At 61.9% G+C, this 25,862-nt stretch carries 25 protein-coding genes and 1 riboswitch; of the genes, 11 read left to right on the top strand and 14 right to left on the bottom strand.

Going from position 1 to position 25,862, the window contains the following annotated elements:
* Positions 1–5 precede the first annotated feature (5 nt).
* The 7 genes from J2Y41_RS13005 to J2Y41_RS13035 form a co-directional block, all read right to left on the bottom strand.
* Positions 6–719, bottom strand: coding sequence for a metal-dependent transcriptional regulator (locus J2Y41_RS13005; protein ID WP_224088030.1), 714 nt, complete (start codon positions 717–719; stop codon positions 6–8).
* A gap of 9 nt (positions 720–728) precedes the next feature.
* A complete protein-coding gene (locus J2Y41_RS13010) occupies positions 729–1,550 on the bottom strand; it encodes a class I SAM-dependent methyltransferase (RefSeq protein ID WP_309929140.1) in 822 nt (273 codons plus the stop codon).
* 103 nt (positions 1,551–1,653) lie between these two features.
* Complete coding sequence (locus J2Y41_RS13015; protein ID WP_309928895.1) at positions 1,654–3,063, bottom strand: aminotransferase class V-fold PLP-dependent enzyme; 1,410 nt, start codon at positions 3,061–3,063, stop codon at positions 1,654–1,656.
* A gap of 31 nt (positions 3,064–3,094) precedes the next feature.
* A riboswitch (SAM riboswitch) is annotated at positions 3,095–3,208 on the bottom strand.
* A 181-nt stretch (positions 3,209–3,389) separates the two neighbouring features.
* On the bottom strand, positions 3,390–4,202 hold the full coding sequence (hisN, locus tag J2Y41_RS13020) for a histidinol-phosphatase (protein ID WP_224088029.1): 813 nt from the start codon (positions 4,200–4,202) through the stop codon (positions 3,390–3,392).
* 54 nt (positions 4,203–4,256) lie between these two features.
* Complete coding sequence (gene rsgA / locus J2Y41_RS13025; protein ID WP_224088027.1) at positions 4,257–5,372, bottom strand: ribosome small subunit-dependent GTPase A; 1,116 nt, start codon at positions 5,370–5,372, stop codon at positions 4,257–4,259.
* Between the two features lie 2 nt (positions 5,373–5,374).
* Positions 5,375–6,760 carry a 3-phosphoshikimate 1-carboxyvinyltransferase gene (gene aroA, locus J2Y41_RS13030; protein ID WP_309928900.1) on the bottom strand — a complete coding sequence of 462 codons (1,386 nt, stop codon included), beginning with the start codon at positions 6,758–6,760 and terminating at the stop codon, positions 5,375–5,377.
* 6 nt (positions 6,761–6,766) lie between these two features.
* Positions 6,767–7,282, bottom strand: coding sequence for a DoxX family membrane protein (locus J2Y41_RS13035; RefSeq protein ID WP_224088024.1), 516 nt, complete (start codon positions 7,280–7,282; stop codon positions 6,767–6,769).
* 193 nt (positions 7,283–7,475) lie between these two features.
* Here J2Y41_RS13035 and J2Y41_RS13040 point away from each other — a divergent pair, with 193 nt between their 5' ends.
* Both J2Y41_RS13040 and rsrA read left to right on the top strand, forming a co-directional pair.
* Positions 7,476–8,288 (top strand): sigma-70 family RNA polymerase sigma factor, encoded by an 813-nt coding sequence (locus tag J2Y41_RS13040; protein WP_309928906.1) that lies wholly within the window; start codon positions 7,476–7,478, stop codon positions 8,286–8,288.
* Positions 8,285–8,545 (top strand): mycothiol system anti-sigma-R factor, encoded by a 261-nt coding sequence (gene rsrA, locus J2Y41_RS13045; protein WP_309928908.1) that lies wholly within the window; start codon positions 8,285–8,287, stop codon positions 8,543–8,545. The genes J2Y41_RS13040 and rsrA overlap by 4 nt, the downstream gene beginning before the upstream one ends.
* Before the next feature lie 143 nt (positions 8,546–8,688).
* On the opposite strand, the gene J2Y41_RS23130 is transcribed toward rsrA, so the two are convergent.
* The 5 genes from J2Y41_RS23130 to J2Y41_RS13065 all read right to left on the bottom strand — a co-directional run bounded on the left by J2Y41_RS23130 (position 8,689) and on the right by J2Y41_RS13065 (position 14,959).
* Entirely contained in the window at positions 8,689–8,763 is a 75-nt protein-coding gene (locus J2Y41_RS23130) for a 50S ribosomal protein bL37 (protein WP_369299106.1), read from the bottom strand.
* Positions 8,764–8,853: 90 nt separating this feature from the next.
* Positions 8,854–9,468 carry a PadR family transcriptional regulator gene (locus J2Y41_RS13050; RefSeq protein ID WP_309928912.1) on the bottom strand — a complete coding sequence of 205 codons (615 nt, stop codon included), beginning with the start codon at positions 9,466–9,468 and terminating at the stop codon, positions 8,854–8,856.
* Positions 9,468–10,316 (bottom strand): DUF4097 family beta strand repeat-containing protein, encoded by an 849-nt coding sequence (locus J2Y41_RS13055; protein WP_309928914.1) that lies wholly within the window; start codon positions 10,314–10,316, stop codon positions 9,468–9,470. Before J2Y41_RS13055 ends, J2Y41_RS13050 begins: the two co-directional genes overlap by 1 nt.
* A gap of 83 nt (positions 10,317–10,399) precedes the next feature.
* The gene (locus tag J2Y41_RS13060; protein ID WP_216923989.1) at positions 10,400–10,999 is read right to left on the bottom strand and encodes a GDSL-type esterase/lipase family protein; all 600 of its coding nucleotides are present in this window, start codon (positions 10,997–10,999) and stop codon (positions 10,400–10,402) included.
* A gap of 141 nt (positions 11,000–11,140) precedes the next feature.
* A complete protein-coding gene (locus J2Y41_RS13065) occupies positions 11,141–14,959 on the bottom strand; it encodes a multifunctional oxoglutarate decarboxylase/oxoglutarate dehydrogenase thiamine pyrophosphate-binding subunit/dihydrolipoyllysine-residue succinyltransferase subunit (protein WP_309928917.1) in 3,819 nt (1,272 codons plus the stop codon).
* Between the two features lie 487 nt (positions 14,960–15,446).
* Between J2Y41_RS13065 and J2Y41_RS13070 the strand changes: the two genes are divergently transcribed.
* From J2Y41_RS13070 to J2Y41_RS13090, 5 genes are all read left to right on the top strand, one after another.
* Complete coding sequence (locus J2Y41_RS13070) at positions 15,447–16,799, top strand: hemolysin family protein (RefSeq protein WP_224164710.1); 1,353 nt, start codon at positions 15,447–15,449, stop codon at positions 16,797–16,799.
* Complete coding sequence (locus J2Y41_RS13075; RefSeq protein ID WP_309928923.1) at positions 16,796–17,869, top strand: hemolysin family protein; 1,074 nt, start codon at positions 16,796–16,798, stop codon at positions 17,867–17,869. The genes J2Y41_RS13070 and J2Y41_RS13075 overlap by 4 nt, the downstream gene beginning before the upstream one ends.
* A 155-nt stretch (positions 17,870–18,024) precedes the next feature.
* A complete protein-coding gene (locus J2Y41_RS13080) occupies positions 18,025–18,975 on the top strand; it encodes a metal ABC transporter solute-binding protein, Zn/Mn family (protein ID WP_309929142.1) in 951 nt (316 codons plus the stop codon).
* Between the two features lie 153 nt (positions 18,976–19,128).
* The gene (locus J2Y41_RS13085) at positions 19,129–19,962 is read left to right on the top strand and encodes a metal ABC transporter ATP-binding protein (RefSeq protein ID WP_396133535.1); all 834 of its coding nucleotides are present in this window, start codon (positions 19,129–19,131) and stop codon (positions 19,960–19,962) included.
* The gene (locus J2Y41_RS13090; RefSeq protein WP_309928929.1) at positions 19,963–20,853 is read left to right on the top strand and encodes a metal ABC transporter permease; all 891 of its coding nucleotides are present in this window, start codon (positions 19,963–19,965) and stop codon (positions 20,851–20,853) included.
* Here the strand turns inward: J2Y41_RS13090 and J2Y41_RS13095 are convergent.
* The gene (locus tag J2Y41_RS13095; protein ID WP_224164705.1) at positions 20,850–21,317 is read right to left on the bottom strand and encodes a Fur family transcriptional regulator; all 468 of its coding nucleotides are present in this window, start codon (positions 21,315–21,317) and stop codon (positions 20,850–20,852) included. The genes J2Y41_RS13090 and J2Y41_RS13095 overlap by 4 nt on opposite strands.
* A gap of 94 nt (positions 21,318–21,411) precedes the next feature.
* Here J2Y41_RS13095 and J2Y41_RS13100 point away from each other — a divergent pair, with 94 nt between their 5' ends.
* Positions 21,412–22,101 carry an MBL fold metallo-hydrolase gene (locus tag J2Y41_RS13100; protein ID WP_224164704.1) on the top strand — a complete coding sequence of 230 codons (690 nt, stop codon included), beginning with the start codon at positions 21,412–21,414 and terminating at the stop codon, positions 22,099–22,101.
* On the opposite strand, the gene J2Y41_RS13105 is transcribed toward J2Y41_RS13100, so the two are convergent.
* Complete coding sequence (locus tag J2Y41_RS13105; RefSeq protein ID WP_224088008.1) at positions 22,098–23,180, bottom strand: PLP-dependent cysteine synthase family protein; 1,083 nt, start codon at positions 23,178–23,180, stop codon at positions 22,098–22,100. The genes J2Y41_RS13100 and J2Y41_RS13105 overlap by 4 nt on opposite strands.
* A gap of 97 nt (positions 23,181–23,277) precedes the next feature.
* Here J2Y41_RS13105 and J2Y41_RS13110 point away from each other — a divergent pair, with 97 nt between their 5' ends.
* From J2Y41_RS13110 to J2Y41_RS13120, 3 genes are read left to right on the top strand one after another with little or no spacing between them, the layout of a single operon-like run.
* Complete coding sequence (locus tag J2Y41_RS13110) at positions 23,278–24,207, top strand: sulfurtransferase (RefSeq protein WP_224088007.1); 930 nt, start codon at positions 23,278–23,280, stop codon at positions 24,205–24,207.
* On the top strand, positions 24,204–25,424 hold the full coding sequence (locus tag J2Y41_RS13115) for an NAD(P)-dependent alcohol dehydrogenase (protein WP_224088006.1): 1,221 nt from the start codon (positions 24,204–24,206) through the stop codon (positions 25,422–25,424). The genes J2Y41_RS13110 and J2Y41_RS13115 overlap by 4 nt, the downstream gene beginning before the upstream one ends.
* Positions 25,421–25,849 (top strand): HIT family protein, encoded by a 429-nt coding sequence (locus tag J2Y41_RS13120; protein ID WP_224088005.1) that lies wholly within the window; start codon positions 25,421–25,423, stop codon positions 25,847–25,849. The genes J2Y41_RS13115 and J2Y41_RS13120 overlap by 4 nt, the downstream gene beginning before the upstream one ends.
* The last annotated feature ends 13 nt before the right edge of the window (positions 25,850–25,862 follow it).

Genomic DNA, 25,862 nt, shown 5'->3' on the forward strand with positions numbered 1-25,862 from the left:
TCGGGTCAGCGCGCGGGAAGCACGCAGCCTTCGTGGACTTCGGCGCTTTGGACCCAAAGTGCCGCTGTAACTTCATCCGCGAGATCGAATTCGCGCCGTTGGGCTCCGCTGCCGATCCGAACCACCAGGGCTCCGCCGAATGGTTTGCGTCCCACCACCTCCACAGGAGCGTCCAAGGTGATCTCTTCCGACGCGAGATACCGAAGAAGATCAGGATTTTCGTCGCTGATCCGAGTGATGCGGCCTGAGTGGCCTTCGTCCAACTCGATCATGCGGTACGCGTGAGGGAGCTCCACGGATCCGTCAGCCGAGGGAATGGGGTCACCGTGAGGATCCCGCAGGGGGTGGCCAAGCTTGGCGGCCATGCGCTCGATGAACGTATCGGACACCGCGTGTTCCAACATCTCAGCTTCATCGTGGACTTCATCCCAGCTGTAACCGAGTTCGTCCACGAGGTATGTCTCAATGAGGCGGTGGCGCCGGACCATGGACAGCGCCAGCCGCATGCCCTCCGGAGTCAGCCTGATGGCGCTGTAGGGTTGGTGGTCCACCAAGCCCTGGTCCTTGAGCTTGCGGACCATTTCAGACACCGAGGAATTGGCAACGCCAAGCCGCAGGGCAAGCTGCGAGGACGTAATTGGTTTGTCCTGCCACTCCGTATAGGAGTAGATGACCTTGACGTAGTCCTCGATAGAGGAGGAGGGCGTACTGGTCTTCACACACCAAGCCTACCGTGGCGGGGCGCCGTGGATCTTGCGGGCCCGCCAGGTAGTCGTCACGTACGGCAATCCCAGTCGTTGGCCAGGGGCATGGCCGAGATGATCGTAGAGGTACCACGCCAGGTTGCCCATGACCTTTGCGCGGGTGGCTTCATTGGCGCGGAGGTAGTAGCTGCGCGATTTCGTGAGCTCCATGATGTCCTCCGGAGACACGGCGTCCTCCCAGTTGGTGAGATGGCTCTCCAAGTCCGTGAATTCCGGTCCGATAACTGGCCGGAAGCCGGGCTTGTGCACATCTCCGGCGTGCATGATGCGTGATAGCCGATGGACCCAGGGCACAGAGGTGTCCAGTTGGTTCCACACCAGGCCAAGAACTCCGTGGGGGCGAAGGATGCGGGCGATCTCCGTGCTGGCCTTGAGCGGGTCACACCAGTGCCAGGCCTGGGCAACGCTGACGACGTCGAATGCTGAGTCCGCCAACCCTGTTGCCTCGGCCGTACCCTCCAACGCCTGAACGCCGGGATAGGACTTTCGAAGTTGCTCCAGCATGTCTGTGGAAGGATCGACGGCGGCCACCTGCAGGCCGCGTTCCACGAGCAGTGCTGTGAATTTTCCTGTGCCTGCACCAATATCCGCGGCGGACTTCGCTCCAGGAGGAAGAAGCCAAACCACTGAGTCTGCGGGGTAGCCGGGCCGAACGCGATCGTAGTGTTCGCCGCCGTCCTGGAAGCTCTGGCCCAGTTCGTGGCGGCGCGTGGCATGCAGCTTGGGACCACCTGGCCTGCCAGCGCTGCCGGAAACACTTCCGCCGGAAACACTACGGGAAGGCACGGCCACGCACAGACTCCTTTACCGCGAACGCCGGTTACCCTACGAATTTACCGCACAGTACGTGTACATCCGCAACCGTGCTGTTTCAGTCAATAGTGCTGTGTCAGTCAATGGTGCAGGGTGCAGCCCCTGCGGTGCCGGGCGTGTTTGGTGCCCATTCCGGGTAGCTGCGGTGGTCGTTGGCCGGCACCCAGCGGCCTTCGTCCACTACATAGTCCCAGCCGAGACCCGTGCGCTTGAGTTCCTCGATTCCAGCCAGCAGCCGTGTGGCATCCTCCAGGCGGGAGCCCACGCCGAAGCTGGCTCGCAGTGAGCCGGACGGCAGGCCCAGCCGCTTGAGGAGGGGATGGGCGCAGAAGCGGCCGTCACGAAGTCCTACACCGTGTTCGGCGGCGAGGTAGGCGGCGACCAGTCCGGCGTCGAATCCTTCCACCGAGAAATTGACCACGCCGATGGTGTCCTCGGAGTCGCTGAAGATCCGGTGGACCGTCACGCCGTCGATTGCTTCAAGTCCCTGTACGAGGTAGGAGCGGATTCCAGCTTCATGGGCATGCCAGGCATCCTGATCCAAGCCGGCGAGCACCTGTGTCGCCCGGGCCAATGTTGCCGCACCGAGGACGTTGGGGGAGCCGCCCTCGTGGCGGGCGGGACCTGAGGCCCAGCTGACCGAGTCCAGGCGCGCCTCACGAACAGCGCCTCCGCCGGCCAGGTGGGGGGTACCGGCGTCGAGCCAGTCGGGACGGCCCACAACGACGCCGGCGCCGAACGGAGCGTAGAGCTTATGGCCGGAGAACACGATGTAGTCGACGTCTGCGGCGGCGATGTTGATGCGGCGGTGGGGAGCAAGCTGCGCGGCGTCCACCACAATCCTGGCACCGTATTCGTGTGCAAGTGCTGCGAGTTCGGCGATCGGCAGGATTTCACCGGTCACGTTCGAGGCACCGGTGACCGCCAGCAGAGATACGCCGCCTTGGCTGAGTTCCTCGCGGAGCTTGGCCAAGGTAGCGGTCAGTGTCGAAGCAGCTACGACACTGCGGTGGGGGACGCCCTGCCAGGGAAGAAGATTGGCATGGTGCTCGATGTCCAGGTAAAGGACCTCGCCCGTTGGCTTACCGTCGAGTTGCGGGAGGCAGCCCGCCAACAGGTTCAGCGAGTCCGTGGTGTTCCGGGTGAAGATGACGGAATCATCCGGACGGCCGCCAACGAATTCACGGACGATGTCGCGGGAGTTCTCGTAGACCGAGGTGCTGATCTGGGAAGCGTAGCCCGCGCCGCGGTGGACACTGGCGTAGTAGGGGAGGATCTCGTTGAGATACGCAGAAACGATGGTCAACGCGGGAGCGGATGCCCCGTAGTCGAGGTTGGCGTAGCGGACGTGGCCACCCTGGATCAGGGGCGCTTGCAGCTCCGCGCCTGTGACGGCGGCCAGGGGCCTGCCCGCAGCGGCTTCGTGCGCTGCTTCTTCGACCGCAAGGGACGGCAGAACGGTGGAGTTGAACGTAGCAGTGCTCATGGGACCTCACTCAAGAGGGACCCCCTATGGGGATCCGCGCTTGCCGTATCCGTTCCGGACCGGCCAGGTCGTCACCCGGGGCACCCCACCGCGAATGGAGGGTTGCCGGCCAGCAAACCGGGGTTTAGCGCTGGCACTCGTGACCTGTAAAGAGGTTAGGCCACGCATCTGGCCTGCTCCAAAGTCGCTTCGCTTTGTTAAGCAGATTGTTACGAAGGGTCCGGAAACCGGGTTTTGGGCGAAGAAAAGACGGCGGATGCCCCGAAAATGAGGCTTCCGCCGTCGAAAATTCTATGCTCAGCCGGTTGGCTTGTTGGTCCGCCGGGTCAGAGGAGGTCATCCAATGCGGGGTTTAGCCGCTTGAGGACCTCCGAATGGAGGATGGAGTTGGTGGCCAGGGCGTTGCCGCCGAAGGGGCCGTCCTCGCCTTCCAATGAGGTGAAGCGGCCGCCGGCTTCCGTCACGATGGGAACCAGTGCTGCCATGTCGTAAAGATTCAGCTCTGGCTCGCAGGCGATGTCAACAGCCCCCTCGGCTACCAGGCAATAGGACCAGAAGTCGCCATAGGCGCGCGTGCGCCAGATGTCTTCCGTCAACCCCAGGAACTCGTCCAGATTGCCGCGTTCCTTCCAACCGGAGAGGCTGGAATATGACATTGAAGCATCGGCCAACCGCGAAACGTTGGACACCCTGAGCCGGGTGGCTGATGCCAGGGAGCGGCCCATGTAGGCGCCCATGTCCTTTGCTGCCCACCAGCGCTTGCCCAGCGCGGGGGCGCTGACAACTCCAACGACGGGCTCGCCTTCGTCAACGAGCGCGATCAGGGTAGCCCACACGGGAACGCCCCGAACAAAGTTCTTGGTGCCGTCGATGGGGTCGATGATCCAACGCCGGGAGCCGTGGCCGCTGCTGCCGAACTCCTCGCCGAGGACGGCGTCACGGGGGCGCGAGCGCGACAATTGGCCGCGGATGGCTTCTTCCGCAGCCTTGTCGGCATCCGTCACGGGCGTAAGGTCAGGCTTGGTCTCGACCTGCAGATCCAAGGCCTTGAAGCGGTCCATGGTTTGGGCGTCCACGGAATCCGCCAGCACGTGGGCCAGTCGCAGGTCGTCGTTGTAGCTGGAAACGGGTTGGGTCATGCCACCAAACTATCGTGAAACGTTCCCTGCGGTTGGATCGCCTTGCGCCGACACTTAGTTGACCGTACCCAATTCCTTGGTCTCTTTCGCTTCCAAACGCGGGTCCGCGCCCAGCAGCCGCCGGAGCGAAGACAAACGGGCCACTCCGGAAGGACCCGCGTGTCCCTCGTTCACCCAGGCATCAAGTCCGCAATTGATGGCGCCGGCATCGTGCTTGCAACCGCGTTCACAAGCTTCTGTGCCCGGTTCCAGGTCGGGGAAGGAATGCAGGATGCGGTCGGGGTCCACGTGCGCCAGTCCGAAGGAGCGGATACCGGGGGTATCGATGATCCAGCTACCCGGTGGGGCGTCTGCCAGCTTCAGGGCCAACGCCGAGGACGACGTGTGCCGGCCCCGACCGGTGACGGCGTTGACACCACCGGTAGCCCGTTCGGCTCCAGTCAGGGCATTGACCATGGTGGACTTCCCGACGCCCGAATGGCCCAGCATGACAGTGACTTTTCCATCAAGGTGGGCCCGCAATTCGGCAACGGCGCGGCTGTCCAGCCTGGCGGACAGTCCGTCGTCGGAGCGGGCGTCAATACCGGACGCTTCATCATCTGCCGTACGGCTGATGATGATCGGGAAGTCCAGGCTGAGATAGTTGGATAACAGCTCCGCCGGATCCTTGACATCTGCTTTGGTAACAAGCAGCAGCGGCTCGATCCCGGCGTCGTAGGCTGCAACCAAAGCACGGTCAATAAAGCCCGTCCGGGGCTCCGGATTGGCCGCGGCGACCACCACCACAAGTTGGTCTGCGTTGGCCACCACCACTCGTTCGATGGGGTCGGTATCATCAGCGCTGCGCCGCAGCAGCGTCTTGCGCTCCTCTATGCGGACCAGCCGCGCGAGGGTATCCGGCTCTCCCGATACATCGCCCACCAAGGCGACGAAATCGCCGGGGACGACGGGGTTTCGTCGCAGTTCACGCGCGCGGGCAGCGATGATAATGCGTTCATCGGAGGAGTCTTCTCCAACGATGGCGGTGTAGCGCCCGCGGTCCACCGTGATGATCCGGCCAATGACCGCGTCATCATGACTGGGGCGGTCTTTGGTGCGGGGCCTTGATCCTTTTTTGTTCGGACGGATCCGGACGTCGGATTCGTCCCAGGAGCGTGCGTCGCGGCCCATGGTCAGTTGCTGGCCTCACTGGTGACGGTTTCGTCCTCGCCCGTGCCCTGCTGCAGCATGGCCTCCCACATCTGCGGAAATTCGGGCATCGTCTTGGAGGTGGTAGCAATATCCTCCACCTGGACGCCATCAACGGCGAGCCCCAAAATAGCGCCGGCCGTAGCCATGCGGTGGTCGGCGTAGCTGTGTACGACGCCGGGGTGCAGCGTGGCCGGGCGGATGATCAGGCCGTCAGCTGTTTCTTCTGCGTCTCCGCCGAGCCGATTGATTTCAGCGGCCAGCGCGGCGAGCCGATCGGTTTCATGGCCACGGAGGTGCGCGATGCCGGTCAGCCGTGAAGGGCCTGTGGCCAGTGCGCACAGCGCAGCGACCGTGGGCGCGAGCTCACTGGTTTCGTCGAAGTCGGCGCCTTTGATTTCCGGGCCGCCCTTAACCGTGAGAGTGCCGTTTTCGAGTGTCACCGTGGCACCCATCTCAACCAGGATGGACCGCCAAAGATCACCCACCTGGGTGGTCTGGGTGGGCCAGTTGGGGATCCGGACGGTTCCGCGGGTTGCCAGGGCTGCGGCAAGGAACGGGCCGGCGTTGGAAAGGTCCTGTTCGATCCGCTGGTCGAAGGCGTGGATGGGGCCAGGCGCGACCCGCCAGTGGTTGGGTACCGAATCGTCCACCTTGACGCCCACTCCACGAAGGACGGCAACGGTCATATTGATGTGGTCCAGGCTGGGGACAGGCTTGCCAACGTGTTCCAGGTGAAGGCCTTCGGTGAATCTGGCGCCCACAAGCAGCAAGGCCGAAACGAACTGGGACGATGCGCTGGCATCGATCACCAGGTGGCCGCCCCGAACCTCGCCAGTGCCATCCACAGAGAAGGGAAGGGCCGACGGCGTCCTTCCGCCTTCGGTGGCGACAGGAACTCCGAGGGCGAGCAGCGCTTCGATGATTGTTCCCATGGGCCGCTTACGGGCATGGGGATCGCCGTCGAACGTGGTTGGACCATTGCGTAGCGCAGCTAAAGGTGGAACGAAGCGCATAACCGTACCGGCAAGGCCGCAATCGATGGCAGTCTCCGCACCCGAAGCCGAAGGATCCATGGGCGTGATCTCAAGGTCCGGTCCATAATCACCGTCGCCGGGTACCTCGGTGACGGTGGCACCCAGTTGCCTGAGCGCCTGAATCATAAGGACGGAATCGCGGGAGTGAAGGGGGGCCCGCAGCCGGGAAGGGCCGTCGGCCAATGCTGCGAGGACCAGGAAACGGTTGGTGAGCGATTTTGAGCCCGGCACCGTCACTGTGGCATCCACTGGCCTGGTGGCGTAGGGAGCTGCCCAGAGGGGCAGGGTGTCGACGGAGTTTGAACCCGTGTTTGCTGCGGTGGTACCTGTCATGCTTCCTTATGCTCCAACTGCGTTGTCTACGGCCTTGCGTACTGCTTTGTCTGCCCGCTTGAGCTGCTTGCCCGTGACCTTCCTGGCGTCGGCGGCCAGGTGCTCGGCCCGCCATGCAAGGCTGGGGCGGCCTTCAGTATCGACAGAGGCCAGCAAAACCCCGCCCGTCAGGGAAATGTTCTTCAGGAGTTGGGCCCGTCGTGCGCTGCGGCCGTCCTTGGTGCTGATGTCGGCTGAGCGCCACTCCACATAGGAGTTCAGCGCGGACGTCAACGCCAGAACCGTTGCCGCGAAGCGGGAGAATTTGCCAAGTCCAAGCAGTGCGCCGGCCCCCAGCTGCGCGCCACCGATGACCCGGGCCAGGACCTTCTCGTCGGTTGGGAAGGGCAATGACTCCGCGGCGCGGCGCAGGACCGGTGACAGTTGCCTGGCAGTGTCGTCCGCGTTCTTGAGCTTGTCCAGACCTGCGATGACGAAGCTGGACGCGAGCATCGGCCGGGCGAGAAAACGGATAACAGACATGTCTTGCCTCCTGGATGGCTTGTCACGATGGTTCATGACGTTATTCACTAAGTGCTGTGTTCAAGGGGTGCAGTCTGCTCTAGTCTTGCATCTTTGCGGAATATTTACCCAGCTGCTGCCGTTGTGAAGAACAAGCACGGTGAAGGCCGGGCCGCGGCATGGTGTTGCCGCTTCGCTGAACGGAGTTGGTTTTTTGACCTCGGTTAAGGACCGCGTGGGTCTGCTGGGGGCTGGCTATCCTGCACAGCGGGATTCCCGGAAGCTGACAGTAGACTTGGCAACGATGAGCACCATTGAACCGGCCGCAGCGGCCATGTACGAAGCAGCCGATCCGTCCCCGGAGGACGGCGCAGGAGACGCATCGGCACGGGCCGACGTCGATGTCGCGACGGAAACTCCCGAACAGCGGCGGGAGCGATTCGAGCGCGACGCCATGCAGTACGTGGACCAGCTGTATTCAGCGGCGATGAGGATGGCAAGGAATCCCTCCGATGCCGAGGACCTCGTCCAAGAGGCTTACACCAAGGCGTTTTCCGCTTTTCACCAGTACAAGCCGGGGACCAACCTCAAGGCCTGGCTGTACCGGATCCTGACGAATACCTACATCAACCTCTATCGGAAGCGGCAGCGCGAACCGCTGCAGTCCAACTCGGACACGATTGAGGATTGGCAGTTGGCAAAGGCCGAGTCGCACACCTCTTCCGGGTTGCGCTCGGCAGAGGCTGAAGCCTTGGACCACCTGCCCGATTCCGATGTCAAGAGCGCGTTGCAGGCCATCCCGGAGGAATTCCGGTTGGCTGTGTACTTCGCCGACGTCGAAGGATATGCCTACAAGCAGATTTCCGAGATCATGAACACCCCGATCGGCACAGTCATGTCGCGGTTGCACCGCGGCCGGAAGATGCTGCGGGACATGCTGGCGGATTACGCCGCAGAACGGGGCTTCAAGGCCCACACCGAAGACCAGGCCGCGGCCGGGAGCAACAATCAGGAGAAAGAGCAATGAGCGACTGCCAGGGATTGGGCGATTGCGACGACACACGGATGCAGAGGATCTACGAGTACCTCGACGGCGCATTGACCCGCGAGGACCTCACCGACATCAAGCAGCACTTGGACACCTGCGAGGAATGCGCTGAGCAGTATGACCTTGAGTGCCTTATCCGCACCATGGTCAAGCGTTCATGCACGGAATCCGCGCCCGAGAACCTCAAGAAGTCAATACTTGACCGGATCCACTCCATCAAGCCGGTTGAGGCCTGATCCAACGCCGCTGATCCAACGCCGCTGATCCAACGCCGCTGATAAAAATGGGCCGGGTCAAAGGCCTCGCAAACGCCAAGGGCCCCGGAAACCGTATGGTTTCCGGGGCCCTCGCTGTTAAGCCTTGACGCTAAGCCGATGGCTTAGGTGTTGGGACGCTTGCCGTGGTTCGCGCCGCCGCGCTTACGGTCACGACGCTTACGTGCACGCTTGCTCATAGCTGGCCTCCTTCAATGATTGATACTCAATAGAGCTGCCCTCCAGTTTCGCACATCCGGACGTTCGCTCGCGAACCGGGTGGAGCATTGTCAGCTCCGCAGCGAATTCCTGATTGAGATGCGTGCTTGGTCCAGCACTGCACGCACTGTCTCGAGGGCTACGGGATTGAGTGGGTGCGAGGCGCTGTGTTGACGCAACTCCACGCGGATGTCATCGCGGAATGATTGGACCAGGAGCTCGGCCTCTTTGAGAATTCTGTGGCCTTCAGGGGAAAAGGCCGCCGTCCTGCTTTGGAAGGTCGCGGTCGTCGCAGTGCTGCGCGCGGCCTCCGCAGTAGCGGCGAGATCTGCCTTCAGCCCACGCATGTTGGATCTGATGTCTTCCCGAAGGTTGTCGGCCAGCCGCCGCACGGAGGCTGAGATATTATCCTCGACGTCGGCAAGCTCCTGCCGCCGCCGGTTCAGTTCCGCCAGCCCTGCTTCCGTGACGAAGTACTTGGTGCGTCGGCCCTCAGTCTCGGTAGCGACCAGGCCTTCCTCCTCCAGTTTCCCAAGACGGGGATAGATCGTCCCGGCGCTGGGGGAGTAGGTGCCGCCGAACCGGTCACCCAAGGCCTTGATCAGCTCGTATCCGTGCTTGGGTCCTGACTCAAGCAATGCCAGGAGGTATAAGCGCAGGGCGCCATGCGCAAAAACAGGAGGCATCAGAGACCCGCCTCCCCAGGCACCGGCTGGTCATTTCCCGATGCCGGCGCTGTGCCGTGCATGATGTAGGTCTTGCCGGAGACAGTATTGGTCCGCACCAGCATGAGCCTCTCATCCGGACCGACGATGGTCTGCACCTTGCTTCCCGGCTGGGCATACATCTGGTCATCAATGATGACGGTGCCGCTGGCGGACTTGGCAACGATGTCCAGGCCAACATCGTGCGGCAGCCGGATGGTCAGGTCCCCTGACACCGAATTGGCTCCGAGGTCGTTGGTGTAGTCGTGGAGGTCGAAGCTAAGGTCACCGCTCACTGTGCTTGCCCTGACGTTCTTGAACTTGCCCGAGGCAGTGACTTCACCTGAAACGCTCTTGGCGGTCAGGACGCCGTCGTGGTTTCTGGCAATGACTTCGCCGCTGACGGTGTTGACGTGCAACTCACCGCTGGTTTCGTCGGCCATGACGGAGCCCGAAACTGTGTTGAGCCGGATCCGTCCCTCGATGCCGGAGACCATGCCATCGCCGTTGACTGTTCCCGCTTCGACGTCCACTCCGCGCGGAAGCGCGATCCCAACCACTACCGAGTTGGTGCTGGTGTTGTTGACGGTACCCATCAGGTTTCGGAACCAACCTTGTGGTCCTTGGAGCTGGTGGCGTACCTCCAGGCGACCGTTCACCAGCGTGATGGTCAGGGGGTCGCCGCTGATTTCGCTGACCTCGATCCGGACGAAAGGTTCGTCGTGGCTGACGACGTCGAACCTTCCCTTGACTATTCCAAGCTTGAGCGAGTGGACATCGTCCACATCGATGGTTTGTGGGCCCGTCACGGTCCAAAGCTCGTCAGACATGATCCCTCCAAATTACGATATATCGCGTTGATGAAAACACGATATATCGCGAATGGGGGGAATGCAATGGTCTGACGGGAGGGCTACTCCGGCTGGGCGATGTTAAGCCACTGGAACCAGCCGCGGTGAAGCACGAGCCACGCGATCAATCCGTAGCCGGCCTGTCCTGGTGTCCCGCCATTGGCTGCGAGGTCCGTCCTCCACTGCTCGTGGTTCAGCAAGGGAGAGAAAGTGTCAACGTAGTGGTGGTTGCGGCGGGTGGTGACATCGGCAAATGCTGTATTCAAATCGGCCAGGCGTTTGTTGCGCGCCGGATCAAGAGTGGGTGGAGGGCCCACCACGAACACCTCAACGCCACTGTGCGAGGCACCATCAAGAATGTTGGCCAGGTTCAACCGGCTGCGCGCCGTGGAAAGCCCGAACTCCAGGTCACGGCCGGAGAGTCCTATGACCAGCCGGTTCTCGTGCGAGTCGCTGAAACGGCGGCCCGCCTCGTCCTGCCACCGTGACGCTAGTCCTTCGGTGCCTTCCATGGGGCAGGGGAGTGAGAAGCTTTCCACCACGACGGTGTCCTGGGGCGTACGGGCCAGCACCCTTCCGAGCCAACCCAAGGCGCGGGGGTCACCCAGGCCGGCGAGCAATTCATCTCCTACAGCCGCGATACGCAGCTTCCTGTCTTCCACGGTTACCTCTTCACACTCGTTACGGTCCTTGCACGGCTTTTGGATCCGGGGCCGGCTTGATGAACCGGGTACCTGTCCCATTAAACAGAACTGCCCGGCCGGAAGTGCATTGACAGCACCTCCGGCCGGGCAGTTTTCTGGCTACTTGCGTTCGAACGCCTGCTTGATCAAGGCATCCTGCTCAGCAGCGTGGCGCTTCATGGAGCCCGCGGCGGTGGACGCAGATGCCGGACGCGACACGAGGCGGAGCTTGCGATCCAGCTCCGGTGCCAGGTTCAGGCCCATGAAAGGCCACGGACCCTGGTTGGCCGGCTCGTCCTGGGCCCAGACGATATCAGCGTTCGGGTACTTGGCGAGCTCTGCATCAATCTCTGCCTTCGGCAGCGGGTACAGCTGTTCCACGCGGATAATCGCAGTCGAGGTGTCTCCGGACTTCTGGCGGTTGGACAGGAGGTCATAGTACAAGCGACCGGAAACCAGGATGACCCGGTCCACATTGGCAGCCTCTACTTCGGGATCACTGATGACCGGCCTGAAGCCGCCCGTGGTGAAGTCTTCGACGGCGGACGCTGCGCCCTTGAGACGCAGCAACTGCTTCGGCGTGAAGATAATCAACGGCTTGCGGGGACGGCTGTAGGCCTGGCGGCGCAGCAGGTGGAAGTGCGACGCTGCCGTGGTGGGGTTGGCCACGATCATGTTGTCCTCGGCACAGAGCTGCAGGAACCGCTCGATGCGTGCGGATGAGTGGTCAGGCCCCTGGCCTTCGTAGCCGTGCGGCAGCATCAGGACGAGCGAGGAACGCTGGCCCCACTTTTGCTCAGCGGAGGAAATGAACTCATCAATGATGGTCTGGGCGCCGTTGACGAAGTCACCGAACTGGGCTTCCCACAGCACCAGGGCGTCGGGACGCTCCACCGAGTATCCATATTCAAAGCCCATGGCCGCATATTCGGACAACAGCGAGTCATAGATCCACAGTTTGGCCTGGTTGTCCGAGAGGTTGCCCAGGGGCAGCCATTCATTGCCATTGGCGCGGTCGTGGAAGACTGCGTGACGCTGCACGAAGGTACCGCGGCGCGAGTCCTGGCCGGCCAGCCGCACCGGCACGCCCTCCATGATCAGCGAGCCGAAGGCCGCGATCTCGCCAAAGCCCCAGTCAATGCCACCTTCACGGGACATTTGCTCACGCTTCTCCAGCAGCTGCTTGAGCTTGGAGTGAACCGTGAAGCCCTCCGGGATCTCCAGGTGGGCCTTGCCGATGCGGGCAAGGGTCTCGGGGGAGATGGCGGTGGAAGCCGGTGAGTTGGTTCCGAAGTCCGCCTGCTGGGCAATTGGACGCTCGATGTCCGAGACAGCAGCAGAGTCAGCCGTAATGATCGGGATGGGGGACGTCTGCGCCGCATGCGTCTCAGCAAAGACCCGCTCAAGGCGTTCCTGGTAGTCGCGGAGCAGTTGCTCGGCTTCTTCCTCGGTGATATCGCCGCGGCCGATCAGCGATTCCGTGTACAGCTTGCGTACCGATCGCTTGGCCTCGATCAGGTTGTACATCAGGGGCTGCGTCATTGAGGGGTCGTCGCCCTCGTTGTGACCACGGCGGCGGTAGCACACCATGTCGATGACAACGTCCTTGTGGAAGCGCTGGCGGAACTCGTAGGCGAGCTGCGCAACGCGCACCACGGCTTCGGGGTCGTCGCCATTCACGTGGAACACGGGGGCCTGGATCATCTTGGCAACATCCGTGGAGTACGTCGATGAGCGCGAAGAGGACGGCGCCGTAGTGAAGCCAACCTGGTTGTTCACGATGACGTGGATGGTGCCACCCGTGCGGTAACCGCGAAGCTGGGAAAGGTTGAGGGTTTCAGCAACAACACCCTGGCCTGCGAATGCAGCGTCACCGTGAACCATGATGGGCAGGACCGGGAAGGACTCGCCTTGGTCCAGGCGGTCCTGCTTGGCGCGGACGATGCCCTCGAGCACGGAGTCGACTGCCTCGAGGTGGGACGGGTTGGCAGCGAGGTAGACCTTTGTCTGCTTGCCGTTGTCCGAGGTAAAGGTGCCTTCAGTTCCGAGGTGGTACTTCACATCGCCGGACCCCTGGACGGAGCGCGGGTCCTGCGTGCCTTCGAATTCACGGAACACCTGGGCGTAGGTCTTGCCTGCGATGTTGGTGAGCACGTTCAGGCGGCCACGGTGGGCCATGCCGATCGCGACCTCGTCCAGGCCGTCGTCGGCAGCGTCCGAGATGACAGCGTCAAGGAGCGGAATAAGCGACTCGCCGCCTTCGAGGGAGAATCGCTTCTGCCCGACGAACTTGGTCTGCAGGAAGGTCTCGAAAGCCTCGGCTGCGTTCAGCTTGGAAACGATGCGCAGTTGCTCTTCGCGGCTCGGCTTCGAGTAAGGGTGCTCCAACTGGTCCTGGAACCACTTACGCTCGGCCGGCTCCTGGATGTGCATGTATTCGATGCCCGTGGTGCGGCAGTAGGCATCCCGGAGAACACCCAGGATGTCGCGGAACTTCAGCTGCGGTTTGCCGCCGAAGCCACCCGTAGGCCATTCGCGGTCCAGGTCCCAGAGCGTAAGGCCGTAGGTCAGGACGTCAAGGTCCGGGTGCTTGCGCTGTACGTATTCCAGGGGATCCGTGTCCGCCATGAGGTGGCCACGCACACGGTAGGAGTGGATGAGCTGCTGGATGCGTGCAACCTTGTTGATCTCATCTGCAGGGTCAACCTGAAGGTCAGGGCTCCAGCGGACGGGCTCGTAGGGGATGCGGAGGGCTTCAAAGATTTCGTCGTAGAAGTTCTGCGCACCAAGGAGGAGCTGGTGGACCAGCTTCAGGAACTCCCCGCTGCCTGCGCCCTGGATCACGCGGTGGTCGTAGGTGGAGGTCAGCGTGAGGATCTTGCTGATGGCGTTCTGGGCGATGATCTTCTCGCTGGCACCCTGGAACTCAGCCGGGTAGTCAAGGGCACCGACGCCGATGATGGCCGCCTGTCCCTTGGACAGACGCGGCACTGAGTGAACGGTGCCAATGCCGCCCGGGTTGGTCAGGGAGACCGTGGTGCCGGCGTGGTCGTCAGCCGTGAGCTTGCCGTTGCGGGCTCGCTTGATGAGGTCCTCATAGGTGTGCCAGAACTCTGCAAAGTCCATGGTCTCGGCCTTCTTGATGTTGGGAACCATCAGGAGGCGGGTGCCATCGGGCTTGGGCATGTCAATGGCGATGCCGAAGTTGACGTGGGCAGGCTGGACGGCGCTCGGCTTGCCATCAATTTCGTCATAGTAGACGTTCATCGACGGGAACTGGGAGAGCGCGCGGACTACTGCGTAGCCGATGAGGTGCGTGAAGGACACCTTGCCGCCGCGGGCACGTGCAAGGTTGGAGTTGATGACGACGCGGTTGTCGATCAGCAGCTTGGCAGGAACTGCGCGGACGCTCGTGGCGGTAGGCACTTCAAGGCTGGTCACCATGTTGGTAGCGATGGCCTTGGCCGGTCCGCGGAGGACGGAAACGACGTCTTCTTCAGGAGCGGTGGGCGCCTTGGTGCTCTTGGGCAGCTGGGCAGGAATCGGTTGTGCGGCGTTGCCGCCGACGGGCTTCTTTGCTCCGTCCTTGGCAACTGTAGCCGGGGCTTTCTTCGCCGGAGCCGCAACCGCCGCTTCACCGGAAGCAGCCGCGGCAGGGGTGGTCGCAGGGGCAGCTTCGGGAGCAGCCGGCGCCGGTGCCGGTGCAGCCTCAGCCGGAGCTACGACGGGAAGTACTTGGGTGGGGGGATTGGCAGCGGCTGGGGCTGCGGAGGTTCCGTTGGAAGAAGTGCCGTCACCGGTATCGAAGGATTCGAAGAGCGGCCACCACTTGGCGTCGACCGAATTCTTGTCCTGCTGGTACCGCTCGTACAGTTCGTCAACGAGCCACTCGTTTCCGCCAAATTCCTCTGGTAGACGGTGGCTGGGCTGCTCTGGCACTTGAAATACGCCTCTTCCATGAGTTTTGATTTCCCGCTGGCCAAGGTTGCTTTTCCGCAACGATGCACCAGGGTCCGGGTCCCGCGAACTCAGACCTTTGTCAGTCTAGTTAGGATCGTTGGTTAACTGCCAATAGTGGTGACCTAAATCATGTTGAAGCCGACGTAATGCCGAGGCACTGCATTTTCCTTCAAGCGCGTGGGCACTGCATGGGCCCGCGGGACCTGCCCTGTAGACTGAAACCCTTATGGACAGTAAATCTAGGTGCCGGCCTGGGAACTGTCGGGGGAGCCGATCAGGCAACTCCGCACAGCGCGCCCCTCGAGCCGGCAACACCCGTTCACATGCCCATCACGCGCCGGCCTTCCGAGCCGGTGGCGCCACGGACCATGCGTCTGCGGCCCCCGATCAGCCTCCGCCGGGGCGAATCTCCCCCTTCAGCGGAAGTTCCAAACTGCAAGCGCCTGCCCTTGGAGGGATGCGCTAAGTGGAATGGGTCCTTCTCCTTGCCGGCTTTGCCCTGATTCTTGGCACCGGCTTCTTTGTAGCAGTTGAATTTTCCTTGGTCGCCCTGGACCAGGCAAGCGTTCAGCGCGCAGTCGACAACGGCGACCACGCCGCAGCTCCGCTCCTGAAATGCTTGAAGTCCCTGTCCACCCAGCTTTCCAGCTGCCAACTTGGCATTACGATGACCACCCTCCTGACAGGTTTCGTCATGGAGCCGTCTGTGGGACAGCTGCTTGTGGCTCCTCTGGGCCTGCTTGGCCTCAGCCTGGAAGTCGCACACTCCATAGCCCTGGTTGTAGCGATGGCGTTCGCCACGCTGTTGTCGATGCTCCTGGGCGAGCTGGTGCCCAAGAACATGGCCATCGCCCTGGCATTCCCGCTGGGCAAGAGGCTTGCCCGTGCGCAGCTCATTTTCACTGCCGTCTTCAAGCCGGCGATCGTGGTGCTCAATGGCTTCTCCAATAAGGTGCTGAACCTGTTTGGACTGGAAGCGAAAGAGGAAATCTCGGGAGCCCGCACTCCGGCCGAGCTGGCTTCCCTCGTCCGGCGCTCTGCTGAGCTGGGCACGCTCGATGCCGGCACCGCAAACTTCGTGGCGCGAACCCTGAATTTCTCGGGACGCACTGCAGCGGACGTCATGACGCCGCGCATCCGGATGGAAACGATTGATGCCGACCAGCCGGTGAGCGACATCCTCGATGCCGCGCGGCGGACCGGATACTCCCGTTTCCCGGTGATTGGTGATTCGGCCGACGACATCCGCGGCGTGGTCCATATCAAGAAAGCAGTGGCCGTGCCTGCAGATCGTCGGGCGAAGCTTCAGGCCGGGGCGATCATGACGGACGTACTTCGTGTTCCTGAGACCATCCACCTGGATGCCCTCCTCTCCGAACTGCGCGAAGGAAACCTGCAACTGGCCGTCGTTCTTGATGAATATGGTGGCACCGCCGGGATTGCAACCCTCGAGGACCTGGTTGAGGAGATCGTTGGGGAGGTCTCGGACGAACACGACAGGGTCCGCCCCGGACTTTTGCAAAGCGCATCCGGCGACTGGTACTTCCCTGGCCTGCTGAGGCCGGATGAGGTGTCCGAACAAATCCCCAACCTGAGTGTTCCCGATGAGCCCGCCTACGAAACTGTGGGCGGTTATGTGATGAGCAAGCTTGGGCGTATTGCGAAGGTGGGTGATGTGGTGCAGGCCGGTGGCGGCACGCTGACCGTGACCCGCATGGACGGTCGGAGAATTGACCGGATCTGCTTCCACCACATTGAAGAAGATGAAGCGACGCTTGAGGACACGCAGAATGACCGCCACGAAGCAGGTGCCGTATGAGTGACTGGGCAGGAATTGCCTGGCTCGTGTTTCTTTTGATCGGCAATGCTTTCTTCGTGGGTGCGGAATTCGCGGTCATGTCCGCACGCCGCAGCCAGATTGAGCCTCTGGCCCAAGCTGGGTCAAAGCGCGCGCAAACTACGTTGCAGGCCATGGAAAGTGTGTCCTTGATGCTGGCCTGCGCGCAGTTGGGCATCACCGTGTGCTCGCTCTTGATTCTTCAGGTTGCCGAGCCGGCTATCCACCATTTGTTGGCGGAGCCGCTTGAGATGGTTGGCGTCCCGATGGAGCTGGCAGATGTCATCGCCTTTGCCATTGCACTCCTCTTTGTCACGTTCCTGCATGTGACGTTCGGAGAGATGGTCCCCAAGAACATCTCGGTGTCCGTAGCGGACAAGGCGGCACTGCTGTTGGCGCCGCCGCTGGTGTTTATCAGCCGCGTGGTCAAACCGGTGATCTGGACCCTCAACTGGCTTGCGAACCACATCCTCCGATTGATGAAGATCGAGCCCAAGGACGAAGTGTCATCGTCATTCACCCTTGAGGAAGTCCAGTCGATTGTGCAGGAATCCACACGGCATGGCCTGGTGGACGATGACGCCGGCTTGCTCAGCGGTGCCCTGGAGTTCTCTGAACACACGGCTTCGCACATCATGGTTCCGTTGGACAAGCTGGTGGTCCTGAGGACAGCGTCGACTCCCGTTGAGTTGGAGAAGGCGGTCAGCCGTACCGGCTTCTCGCGTTTTCCCATGGTGGACGACGACGGCGAACTCGCCGGATACCTGCACGTCAAGGACATCCTCTCCATACCTGAGGAGGGTCGCCGCCATCCGATTGCCGAGGGGCGTATCCGTTCCTTGGCGAACCTCTCGCCGGAGGATGAGATTGAACAGGCGATGTCTGTGATGCAGCGGACCGGCTCGCATCTCGCCCGTGTTGTGGGACCGGGTGGCGCTACACAGGGCGTGTTGTTCCTTGAGGACGTGATCGAGCAGTTGGTGGGCGAGATCCGCGATGCTACCCAAGCGACGGGGATCCGCCGTCTGGGTGGTCCGCAGACCCAGCAATAGCGGGAAATTGTGGCTGGCGCCGACCCGGTTGGTCGGTGCCAGCCCTTCTAAATAGGAATCATTCCCATTTAGGGCTAGACTGAAACCACCTAGTAAATGTTTTTGATTCTCATTTGAGTAGATCCGAGGTTTCCGTGCGTCGTTCTGTCGCCCGCATGTCAATGGCCGCTTCAGCCGGCCTCGCCGCCCTGTTGCTTTCATCCTGTGCCGGCAGCGCCGGGGCAGGAGCCCCGTCTTCGTCGTCAGGCGCCATTGAAGTGGTGACCTCCACGAATGTTTACGGAGCCGTCGTGAAGGCCATTGGCGGGGACAAGGTCAACGTGAATGCGATTATCACCAAGACGAGCCAGGACCCGCATTCCTACGAAGCCAGTACGCAAGACAAGCTGGTCATCTCCAAAGCCAAGCTCGTGGTGGAGAACGGCGGAGGCTATGACGAATTCCTCCACAAAATTGCCGATGAGACCAACGTCGGCCACGAAAATATGATCAGCGCCGTTGAGGTCTCAGGGTTGGCTCCGGAAGAGGAAAGCCACAGCGAAGCGGCGTCCTCCGAAGAGGGCCACAACCATGACCACGGTGAGTTCAACGAGCACGTCTGGTACAGCCTGGACACGATGGGCAAATTCGCTGACGCTGTGGCCAGCAAGCTCAGCAGCCTGGACGCTGCATCTGCTTCGACCTTCACCGCCAACGCCAACACGTTCAAGGCGAAGCTGACAGAGCTCAACGGGAAGCTTGCAGCCCTGAAGGAAGGCAACGACCACACTCCTGTGGCGATCACTGAACCCGTTCCTTTGTACCTGCTGGCAGCGGCCGGGCTGGAGAACAAGACTCCGGAGGCTTACAGTGCAGCGATTGAAGAAGGAACCGATGTCCCGGCGTCTGTCCTGAAGGAAACGACGGACCTGGTGGGCTCCGGCGGTGTCCGGCTGCTGGCGTACAACGAACAGACGGAAGGGCCGCAGACCGAATCCGTAAAGCGGGCTGCCGAGACTGCGGGCGTGCCCGTAGTGAACTTCACCGAAACCTTGCCGGAAGGCAAGGACTACGTGCAGTGGATGACCGACAACGTGGAATCCATCACGGCAGCGCTCAAGAAGTAGATTTCCTGACATCCCATTGCGGTGGGGGCCCCGTCGGCGTCCTAAGATATTCAGGATGGCTGCGGGGCCCTCTGTCTCTCACCAGCACGGAATCCTGCACCAGCACAGGCGCCACTCCAAGGTGCCACCACTAGTTGCGTTCCCCAGCAACGCATGAATCGAGGACAACTTTTGACACCCGTAGTGAGCCTCCGCGGAGCGAGCCTTCAGTTCGGCAAGAGGACACTCTGGCGCGATCTTGATCTCGACATTCATCCGGGGGAGTTCTTTGCCGTCCTCGGGCCCAACGGAAGCGGCAAGACCAGCTTCCTGAAGGTCCTCCTGGGGCTTCAGGAACTGAAATCAGGAACGGTTGCGTTGGGCGGACATCCGGTGGAGCGGGGCAGCAAACGGATCGGTTACATTCCCCAACAAAAGTCCTTTGCGCCGGATACGCCTTTGCGTGCACGCGACCTGGTAGGGCTGGGCATTGACGGCCACCGGTGGGGTATGCGGCTGGCTTCAAGGAAAGTAAACCAGCGGATAGATGAACTGCTGGAACTGGTGGGAGCCTCGGACTATGCGAAAGTGCCCGTGGGGCAGTTGTCAGGTGGAGAGCAACAACGGCTTCGTGTGGCCCAGGCCCTGGCCACGGAACCCCAGGTACTCCTTTGCGATGAACCGTTGCTGTCTTTGGACCTGCATCATCAGCAGGGCGTCAGTTCACTCATCAACGAACAATGCCACGCCCGGAACAGTGCCGTCGTTTTCGTAACCCACGAAATCAATCCTGTGATCGACTACGTTGATCGGGTGCTCTACCTGGCCGGCGGCCATTTCCGCGTCGGGACGCCACAGGAAGTCATGACCACCGAAGTTTTGTCCGAGCTTTACAACAGCCACGTGGAAGTTATCCATACCAACGGAAGGATCGTCGTCGTCGGGCTTCCGGACGCGACCACGCACTTCCACGACGACGCGCACGCCACTGCTGGGCAGGAGTTCTAAATGGACCTCAACGGAATCCTGCAGACCATCTTCAACTTCGAGAACTATGGCGAATTGTTGGCACTGGTTCAAAACTCCATTTGGGCCGGGGCTGTCCTGGGACTTCTAGGCGGACTCGTCGGCACGTTCGTGATGAAGCGGGACTTGGCGTTCGCCGTCCATGGCATCTCTGAGCTGTCCTTTGCGGGTGCCGCTTTTGCCCTGCTGATCGGTGCCGATATCATTTTCGGCTCGCTGATCGGCTCAGTGGCTGCGGCACTGCTGCTGGGACTGATGGGTGTCAGGGCCCGGGACAAGAACTCGATCATCGGCGTGATCATGCCGTTCGGGCTGGGCCTGGGCATCTTGTTCCTTGCCCTGTACGAGGGCCGCGCCGCAAACAAATTCGGACTGCTCACCGGCCAGATCGTTTCCGTGGATACTGTCCAGCTCCAGGCACTCGTGGGAACGGCCGTCCTGGTGATGATTGCCCTCGCGGCAATCTGGCGTCCGCTCAGTTTTGCCAGCGTGGACCCTGAAATGGCTGAAGCCCGCGGTGTTCCCGTTCGGGGCCTGGCGATCGGCTTCATGGTGCTGCTGGGGGTCAGTGTGGCTTTGTCCATCCAGATTGTCGGCGCACTGCTGGTTTTGGCGCTGCTCATCACACCGGCCGCTGCCGCACTACGGGTTACCACGTCACCACGCCTGGTGGTGCTTTTGAGCGTTGTGTTCGCGACCGCCGCTACTGTCGGTGGAATTCTGCTTGCCCTTGGCAGCCGGATACCGATCAGCCCCTATGTCACCACGTTGTCATTCCTTATTTACGTGGTGTGCCGCGTGATCGGGCGGGTGCGGGCCAACCGTGGCCTCAATGGCCGCGTCTCACGGGAGCAGCCTGCCGGCGCCCTTTAGAGCTTTCCGGCGGCCTTCCTGGCAGTGCATTCAGGGCATAGTCCAAAGATTTCCACGGTGTGCGCCACCTCGGTGAAACCATGCTCAGCGGCTGTTCGGGCCGCCCAGGTCTCAACCGCCGGGGCTTCCACTTCCACAGCCTTGCCGCAGTTCCTGCAGAGCAAATGGTGATGGTGTCCAGTGACGGTGCAGCGGCGGTATACGGCTTCGCCCTCCCCGTTGCGCAGGACATCAATGAGTCCGTCGTCGGCAAGTGACTGCAGGATGCGGTAGGCAGTGGCAAGGGAGACTGAGATGCCCTTGTTCTGCAGGAGGCGGTACAGTTCCTGGGTGCTGACGAAGTCGTCCAATTCATCCAGCGCCGCGCTAACGGCCAGGCGCTGCTTGGTGACGCGCTGCTCCTTGACGCCTGTCACCACCGGCGAGGCTGGGCCGCTCGTGACGGAATTGGTGCCTTGTGGCATTGAAAGACTCACTTCCCTGGAAACGCTGGCAAACCCCAATTTTACCAGTAGGGGAGGCTTGGAAACTGTCGGCGGCCACCCCTAGGCTGTCACCATGAAGCTCACCAAGTTCACGCATGCCTGTATCCGGCTGGAGAAGGACCGGCGGGTCCTGGTCATCGATCCCGGCACGTTCTCCGAGTCCGAAGAAGCGTTGGCAGGTGCGCACGCTGTCCTTGTAACGCATGAGCACAACGACCATATTGATCGGCCGGCCGTGCTGGCGGCCCTGCGCAGCAACTCTTCGCTTGAGGTCTATGCGCCGGCAGGTGTTGCAAAGTCCCTTACTGAGGCCGCAGAGGGCGACGCAACTGGATCCGACGCCGGATCGGACACCGTGGCCAAGCGGATCCATATCGTCGAACCGGGATCCGGTTTCGAGGCTGCGGGGTTCCAGGTGCGAACCTTCGGTGGCCAGCATGCCGTCATCCATGCCCAGATTCCCGTGGTGTCCAACATCGGTTACCTGGTGGACGGGAACGTCTTCCACCCGGGTGACTCATTCGTGGTTCCGGACGGAATCAACGTCCAGACGCTTCTGGTGCCCATCCATGCGCCATGGTCCAAAGTGGGGGAAGTGGTGGACTTTGTCATCTCGGTGCGCGCGCCCAAAGCGTTTCCCGTCCATGATGGCCTGCTTAACGAGCTGGGCCGGGGGATCGTGGAAGGCCACGTCACCCGCATCGGTGCCCGCTACGGAACCGCCTACACGCGACTCGCACCCCTGGAGTCAGTAGAGGTTTAGCCGGTCCACGTCCCGGTTTCGTGGAAGTGGTCAAGGACCGATTCGTACGGCGCGGGGTCCAGCCCTTTGCTGGCCAGCCAAGCGGCGTCGTTATAGCTGCCCGCATAGCGATCGCCGCCGTCGCACATGAGCGAGACGATGCTTCCCTTCCGCCCTTCCGAGACCATCCGGGCCACGAGTTGCCAGACGCCCCAAAGATTGGTTCCCGTGGAGGGTCCTGCATGCAATCCAGTGAGCTTACGCAGGTGCCGCATGGCTGCCACAGAGGCTGCGTCCGGGACCTGGATCATGTGATCGATGACAGCCGGGACGAAGCTCGGCTCCGCGCGGGGACGGCCTATGCCTTCGATCCGGGACGGCAATCCCGTGGCGGCGGCAGCATTCCCATCCCGCCAGGCCGGGTAAAAAGCAGAGTTCTCCGGGTCCACCACGGCAAGGCAGGTGCTGTGCCTGTTGTACCGCAGGTAGCGACCTATGGTTGCGCTTGTGCCGCCGGTTCCTGCGCCCACCACAATCCACTCGGGAACCGGATGCTCTTCGAGGGACAGCTGCTGGAAGATTGATTCGGCGATGTTGTTGTTGCCCCTCCAGTCCGTGGCGCGCTCGGCGAAGGTGAATTGGTCCATGTAGTAGCCGCCGGACGTTTTCGCTGTCTCCTCCGCCACGGCGTATACCTCTGAAGCGTGGTCCACAAGGAGGCAGGCGCCCCCGAATTCCTCGATGAGGGCGATCTTTTCCGGGCTGGTGGTCTTGGTCATGACAGCGATGAACGGCAGGCCAATGAGCCTGGCGAAGTACGCTTCGGAGACCGCCGTGCTGCCACTGGAGGCTTCCACGATAGTGGTGCCCTCCGTGATCCAGCCATTAACCAGGCCGTAGAGGAACAGAGAACGGGCCAGGCGATGTTTGAGGCTGCCTGATCGGTGTGTCGACTCATCCTTGAGGTAGAGCTGGACTCCCCAATGTTCGGGCAGTGGGACTGCGTAAAGGTGCGTATCTGCCGAACGATTGTTCTCAGCTTCGATCTTGCGGATGGCCTCGCTGGCCCAAGCCCTGTCCTGAATGCACGAATTGCTCACCGGACAAGCGTACCGGCGGGGTATGGAAGGCAAGACTAGGCTGGATGAGTGGCATGGGTAGCAGAGCACCCACGCAGGCTTAGCTGAAGGAGAGCAGATGACCATTCTGATGGACGCGTCCGAAGTACACCGGCGGCTCGCGGCGGGGGAGCACACCGTGCTCCTGGACGTGCGTTGGGTCCTGGGCAGGACGGATGGGCACAGCCAATACTTGGAAGGCCACCTGCCAGGAGCGGTTTTCGTGGACCTGCCCAGTGAACTCGCGGACCACGCACAGCCTGCCCTGGGGCGGCATCCCCTTCCCTCTATTGATCGCTTCCAGCTTGCCGCGCGGCGCTGGGGGATCAACGATGGCGACACCGTGGTCGCCTACGACAACAGCGGCAGTATGGCCGCTGCCCGCGCTTGGTGGATGCTGAGGAATGCAGGCGTGGAAACCGTCTACCTGCTCGACGGCGGACTGGCGGCCTGGCGCGCGGCAGGTCACCCTCTGGAGGCAGGCGAGGTGACGCCCGCCGTCGGGAATGTCACCTTGAACGACGGCAGAATGCCCACGATCACCGAGGAGGAAGCTGCACACTGGCATGAGCAGGGCGTACTGCTTGATGCGCGCGCCGGGGAACGTTACAGGGGCGAAATCGAGCCGATCGACCCCCGCGCCGGACATATTCCTGGCGCGGTCAGCGCACCGACCACCGAGAACCTCACTGCGGAAGGCAAGTTCCTCCCAGCGGAGGAACTGCGCCGGCGCTTCACTGGCTTGGGAGCCGATGGTCCGGGCAACGTCGCCGTCTATTGCGGCTCCGGCGTCACAGCTGCGCACCAGGTTGCCGCCCTGGAAATTGCCGGATACACCGCGGCGCTCTTCCCTGGGTCGTTCTCGCAATGGTCGAACAATGCCGCAAATCCCGTGGCCGTTGGCAGTGAACCGTTCGAGGACGAATATGTAGGGAACGCAGGGGATTCGCCTGGCCCGCACGGCCAAAGTGGCACGAGCACCGCTGCCCGGAGTAGCGTCGGATCATGACCCCTGGACGTCCCGTGCCCCCGCCCCTGGCGAAGCCAATTCCCGCGGATACAGTGAAGCCGATTCCCGTGGATACAGCGAAGCCGATTCCCGTGGAGACAGTGAAGCCTGCTTATTCGCAGTCATCGGAACCGGCAGGATCCACGCTTGCGGCCGCGTTTGGCGCCACTTCCCCGGACAGTGGGTTGGTACCTCTGACGGTCGCGCGCCGTGCGCCCAAGGAAGACGATGTGGAGATCGCGATCGATTTTTGCGGTCTTTGCCACTCGGATGTTCATGCAACGCGTGGTGAATGGCGTTTGCCGCACTATCCGCTGGTTCCAGGCCATGAAATCGTCGGCCGGGTAACGCGGGTGGGTGCTGCCGTGCAGAATTTCGCACCTGGCGACCGCGTCGGCGTTGGCTGCCTGGTGGATTCCTGCCGCGAGTGCGGGAGCTGCCTGGAGGGGCTGGAGCAGTATTGCGAGCGGGGCAATGTTGGCACCTACGGAGTTGCGGACCCACGCAATGGCGGAGCAATAACCCAAGGAGGATATTCGACGTCGGTTGTGGTTGACCGTCGCTTCGTGCTGCGTATCCCTGAAGCCCTGGACGCAGCGGCTGCCGCCCCGCTCTTGTGCGCCGGGATTACCACGTATTCGCCATTGAGGTATTTCGAGGTTGAAGAGGGGGATTCGGTGGGAGTAGTGGGGCTGGGCGGCTTGGGCCACATGGCCGTCAAGATCGCCAAGGCCATGGGCGCTGAGGTCACGGTGTTCACCACCTCTGAAGCGAAGTTCGGCGCCGCCCGGGATTTGGGAGCGGACCACGTGGTGTTATCCAAGGACGCTGAGGCCATGGCGGGTGCCAATCGCAGTATCGACGTCATCATTGACACCGTTGCCGCACCGCACGATCTCAACCCCTACTTCCGCACGCTGCGGCTTGATGGGGCGCTCTTCCAGCTTGGGCTCCCGGCCGATGACATGCCGCCCGTCAGCCCGGGGCTCCTCATACGCCGACGCCTGGCCTATGCAGGTTCACTGATTGGCGGGATCGGCGAAACCCAGGAAATGCTTGATTTCTGCGCCGCGCATGGAGTTGCCAGCGAGATTGAGGTCGTCGGGGCCGAACAACTCAATGAGGCCTATGACCGTATGGTGGCCGGCGACGTGAAGTACCGATTTGTATTGGACACCGCAACACTTCAGGAACCGTCAGAAAGGGCAGATGCATGAGCACGCTGTTCACCAGGATCATCAACGGGGAAATCCCGGGCCGTTTCGTGTGGAAGGACGAGGACGTTGTGGCTTTCCTGACAATCGCTCCGATCACGCCGGGCCACACACTGGTTGTACCTCGTGAGGAAGTGGATTCCTGGACGCATGCCAGCCCGGAGCTTTTGGCCAAGGTCATGGATGTTGCCCAGAGGATCGGGAAGGTCCAGGAAGATCTTTTCAGCGCCAAACGCGTGGGTGTCCTGATGGAAGGCTTCGAGGTGGACCACTTGCACGTGCACATCTGGCCCGCCTATTCCATGGCGGACTTTGAGGTGCACAACGTGGACCACAATCCGGATCCTGCCGTCATGGATGCCACGGCTGTGAAGCTCCGTGCGGCCTTGCGGGCGGCCGGCCATGAGAGCTTCGTTCCCGAGGACTAAGCCTTCCAGACAA

It is taken from the genome of Arthrobacter sp. 1088, assembly GCF_031455315.1.
GTDB lineage: Bacteria > Actinomycetota > Actinomycetes > Actinomycetales > Micrococcaceae > Arthrobacter.

What these genes read in the sequence shown, in the direction of transcription:
- rsgA (WP_224088027.1), bottom strand. Translation starts at nt 5,372, where the DNA reads ATGGGCCGCGACGCACGCTCCTGGGACGAATCCGACGTCCGGATCCGT.
- J2Y41_RS13055 (WP_309928914.1), bottom strand. Translation starts at nt 10,316, where the DNA reads ATGTCTGACGAGCTTTGGACCGTGACGGGCCCACAAACCATCGATGTG.
- J2Y41_RS13075 (WP_309928923.1), top strand. Translation starts at nt 16,796, where the DNA reads ATGAGTGACTGGGCAGGAATTGCCTGGCTCGTGTTTCTTTTGATCGGC.
- J2Y41_RS13050 (WP_309928912.1), bottom strand. Translation starts at nt 9,468, where the DNA reads ATGCCTCCTGTTTTTGCGCATGGCGCCCTGCGCTTATACCTCCTGGCA.
- J2Y41_RS13035 (WP_224088024.1), bottom strand. Translation starts at nt 7,282, where the DNA reads ATGTCTGTTATCCGTTTTCTCGCCCGGCCGATGCTCGCGTCCAGCTTC.
- J2Y41_RS13090 (WP_309928929.1), top strand. Translation starts at nt 19,963, where the DNA reads ATGGACCTCAACGGAATCCTGCAGACCATCTTCAACTTCGAGAACTAT.
- J2Y41_RS13080 (WP_309929142.1), top strand. Translation starts at nt 18,025, where the DNA reads ATGTCAATGGCCGCTTCAGCCGGCCTCGCCGCCCTGTTGCTTTCATCC.
- hisN (WP_224088029.1), bottom strand. Translation starts at nt 4,202, where the DNA reads ATGACCCAACCCGTTTCCAGCTACAACGACGACCTGCGACTGGCCCAC.
- J2Y41_RS13085 (WP_396133535.1), top strand. Translation starts at nt 19,129, where the DNA reads ATGAATCGAGGACAACTTTTGACACCCGTAGTGAGCCTCCGCGGAGCG.
- J2Y41_RS13095 (WP_224164705.1), bottom strand. Translation starts at nt 21,317, where the DNA reads ATGCCACAAGGCACCAATTCCGTCACGAGCGGCCCAGCCTCGCCGGTG.
- J2Y41_RS13120 (WP_224088005.1), top strand. Translation starts at nt 25,421, where the DNA reads ATGAGCACGCTGTTCACCAGGATCATCAACGGGGAAATCCCGGGCCGT.
- J2Y41_RS13100 (WP_224164704.1), top strand. Translation starts at nt 21,412, where the DNA reads ATGAAGCTCACCAAGTTCACGCATGCCTGTATCCGGCTGGAGAAGGAC.
- aroA (WP_309928900.1), bottom strand. Translation starts at nt 6,760, where the DNA reads ATGACAGGTACCACCGCAGCAAACACGGGTTCAAACTCCGTCGACACC.
- rsrA (WP_309928908.1), top strand. Translation starts at nt 8,285, where the DNA reads ATGAGCGACTGCCAGGGATTGGGCGATTGCGACGACACACGGATGCAG.
- J2Y41_RS13115 (WP_224088006.1), top strand. Translation starts at nt 24,204, where the DNA reads ATGACCCCTGGACGTCCCGTGCCCCCGCCCCTGGCGAAGCCAATTCCC.
- J2Y41_RS13110 (WP_224088007.1), top strand. Translation starts at nt 23,278, where the DNA reads ATGACCATTCTGATGGACGCGTCCGAAGTACACCGGCGGCTCGCGGCG.
- J2Y41_RS13015 (WP_309928895.1), bottom strand. Translation starts at nt 3,063, where the DNA reads ATGAGCACTGCTACGTTCAACTCCACCGTTCTGCCGTCCCTTGCGGTC.